The sequence below is a fragment of the Curtobacterium sp. ZW137 genome (genome assembly GCF_003762905.1).
GTDB lineage: Bacteria > Actinomycetota > Actinomycetes > Actinomycetales > Microbacteriaceae > Curtobacterium.
This window is the reverse complement of sequence record NZ_RJKS01000008.1, coordinates 1,817-5,268: the sequence shown is the minus strand read 5'-3', so window position 1 is coordinate 5,268 and position 3,452 is coordinate 1,817. Positions and strand designations below refer to the sequence as shown.

1 rRNA gene is annotated in these 3,452 nt (G+C 55.4%); it reads right to left on the bottom strand.

Going from position 1 to position 3,452, the window contains the following annotated elements:
• Positions 1-4: 4 nt before the first annotated feature.
• Positions 5-3,132: ribosomal RNA gene (locus EDF55_RS18570) — 23S ribosomal RNA — on the bottom strand.
• Between the last annotated feature and the right edge of the window lie 320 nt (positions 3,133-3,452).

The following is a 3,452-nucleotide window of genomic DNA, read 5'->3' as shown; positions in this document are numbered from 1 at the left end:
TTGTGTTGTCAAGTCTTCGGCTTATTAGTACCGGTCAGCTCCACGGGTCGTTAGTCCCCGCTTCCACATCCGGCCTATCAACCCAGTAGTCTGCTGGGAGCCTCTCACACTCAAGGTGCATGGAAATCTCATCTCGAAGACGGCTTCCCGCTTAGATGCTTTCAGCGGTTATCCGGTCCGAACGTAGCTAATCAGCGGTGCCCTTGGCAGAACAACTGACACACCAGAGGTTCGTCCATCCCGGTCCTCTCGTACTAGGGATAGATCTTCTCAAATTTCCAACGCGCGCAGCGGATAGGGACCGAACTGTCTCACGACGTTCTAAACCCAGCTCGCGTACCGCTTTAATGGGCGAACAGCCCAACCCTTGGGACCTACTCCAGCCCCAGGATGCGACGAGCCGACATCGAGGTGCCAAACCATGCCGTCGATATGGACTCTTGGGCAAGATCAGCCTGTTATCCCCGAGGTACCTTTTATCCGTTGAGCGACAGCGCTTCCACAAGCCACTGCCGGATCACTAGTCCCGACTTTCGTCCCTGCTCGACCTGTCAGTCTCACAGTCAAGCTCCCTTGTGCACTTACACTCGCCACCTGATTGCCAACCAGGTTGAGGGAACCTTTGGGCGCCTCCGTTACTCTTTGGGAGGCAACCGCCCCAGTTAAACTACCCATCAGGCACTGTCCATGAACCCGATCAGGGTCCTACGTTAGACATCCAGAGTGACCAGAGTGGTATTTCAACAATGACTCCACGAACACTAGCGTGCCCGCTTCACAGTCTCCCACCTATCCTACACAAGCCACACCGAACACCAATACCAAACTGTAGTAAAGGTCACGGGGTCTTTCCGTCCTGCTGCGCGTAACGAGCATCTTTACTCGTAGTGCAATTTCGCCGAGTTCGCGGTTGAGACAGCTGGGAAGTCGTTACGCCATTCGTGCAGGTCGGAACTTACCCGACAAGGAATTTCGCTACCTTAGGATGGTTATAGTTACCACCGCCGTTTACTGGGGCTTAAATTCAGAGCTTCGCCCAAAGGCTAACCCCTCCTCTTAACCTTCCAGCACCGGGCAGGCGTCAGTCCGTATACATCGTCTTGCGACTTCGCACGGACCTGTGTTTTTAGTAAACAGTCGCTTCCCACTGGTCTCTGCGGCCTTCAACGCTCACGGAGTAAATCCGGTCACGTGTCCGGCCCCCCTTCTCCCGAAGTTACGGGGGCATTTTGCCGAGTTCCTTAACCACGATTCTCTCGATCTCCTTGGTATTCTCTACCTGACCACCTGAGTCGGTTTCGGGTACGGGCGGCTGCAACCTCGCGTCGATGCTTTTCTCGGCAGCATAGGATCACTGATTTCCCCTTACGGGTACGCGTCGGATCTCAGGCGTACAGACGACGGATTTGCCTATCGTCAGCCCTACATCCTTACACCAGGTTCACCTTACGGATACCATCGCCTGGCTCAGCTACCTTCCTGCGTCACACCTGTTCATACGCTAACCGCACCAGCATGGGGTCGAGCGTTAGACCGGCCACCATCACCCCGAAGGGATCCGGTTGATCCGGGTTAGGACTCTTAGCACCACTGGATTAGCTTGGGCGGTTGTTCGCCGGTACGGGAATATCAACCCGTTGTCCATCGACTACGCCTGTCGGCCTCGCCTTAGGTCCCGACTTACCCAGGGCGGATTAACCTGGCCCTGGAACCCTTGGTCTTTCGGAGGACGGGTTTCTCACCCGTCTTTCGCTACTCATGCCTGCATTCTCACTCGTGTAGCGTCCACGGCTGGATCACTCCGCCGCTTCACTCGCCACACGACGCTCTCCTACCACTCCGCACGACTGAACCACGAAGGCTTGTCTATAGTGCGAAATCTACAACTTCGGCGGTGTGCTTGAGCCCCGTTACATTGTCGGCGCGGAATCACTTGACCAGTGAGCTATTACGCACTCTTTCAAGGGTGGCTGCTTCTAAGCCAACCTCCTGGTTGTCTATGCAACTCCACATCCTTTCCCACTTAGCACACGCTTAGGGGCCTTAGTTGGTAGTCTGGGTTGTTTCCCTCTCGACGATGAAGCTTATCCCCCACCGTCTCACTGCTGCGCTCTCACTCACCGGCATTCGGAGTTTGGCTGACGTCAGTAACCTGTTGAGGCCCATCGGCCATCCAGTAGCTCTACCTCCGGCGAGAAACACGCAACGCTGCACCTAAATGCATTTCGGAGAGAACCAGCTATCACGAAGTTTGATTGGCCTTTCACCCCTATCCACAGCTCATCCCCTCCATTTTCAACTGAAGTGGGTTCGGTCCTCCACGACGTCTTACCGTCGCTTCAACCTGGCCATGGATAGATCACTTCGCTTCGGGTCTAGGACATGCGACTGAATCGCCCTATTCAGACTCGCTTTCGCTACGGCTGCCCCACACGGGTTAACCTCGCCACATATCACTAACTCGCAGGCTCATTCTTCAAAAGGCACGCCGTCACACCAACAAGGGTGCTCCGACGGTTTGTAAGCAAACGGTTTCAGGTACTATTTCACTCCCCTCCCGGGGTACTTTTCACCTTTCCCTCACGGTACTTGTCCGCTATCGGTCATCTGGGAGTATTTAGGCTTATCAGGTGGTCCTGACAGATTCACACGGGATTTCTCGGGCCCCGTGCTACTTGGGATACACATCCGGCCATAACACCATTTCGTCTACGGGGCTGGCACCCACTACGGCCCGGCTTTCAAACCGGTTCGACTATGATGCGCTGTAACCGCCCCAGTCCGGCAGAACTGAGTGACGTGTCCCACAACCCCGACCATGCAACGCCCGCCGGCTATCACACATGATCGGTTTAGCCTCATCCGCTTTCGCTCGCCACTACTCACGGAATCACATGTTGTTTTCTCTTCCTGTGGGTACTGAGATGTTTCACTTCCCCACGTTCCCTCTACCCGCCCTATATATTCAGGCGGGAGTCACCAGGTCACAAAAGCGCCTGGCGGGGTTTCCCCATTCGGAAATCCTCGGCTCACAGCTCGATTATCAGCTCCCCGAGGCTTATCGCAGATTTCTACGTCCTTCTTCGGCTCCAGATGCCAAGGCATCCACCGTTTGCTCTTAGAAACTTGACCACAAAGATTAAAATTGCGATCGACTCGTCAACCACGACCACCCGAAGGCGATCATCGTTACGAGCGATCTAAAGATGCTCGCGTCCACTGTGTAGTTCTCAACATACGATCGGCACCAGCGCTCCACAATCACAACGGACTGCTTCACCCTGGCCCAACGAAGGACCCCCACAGATCTTCACGACCCGTGCGGCCCAACCCCCACACCCGAAGGCATGGGAAGCCTGGTCCCTCAGGACCCAACAACGTGCACCAGCCAGGACCTCCACCCCGACCCGTTCCAACCCTGCAAGCAGAGCGTACTGAGATCGGAAGCATCA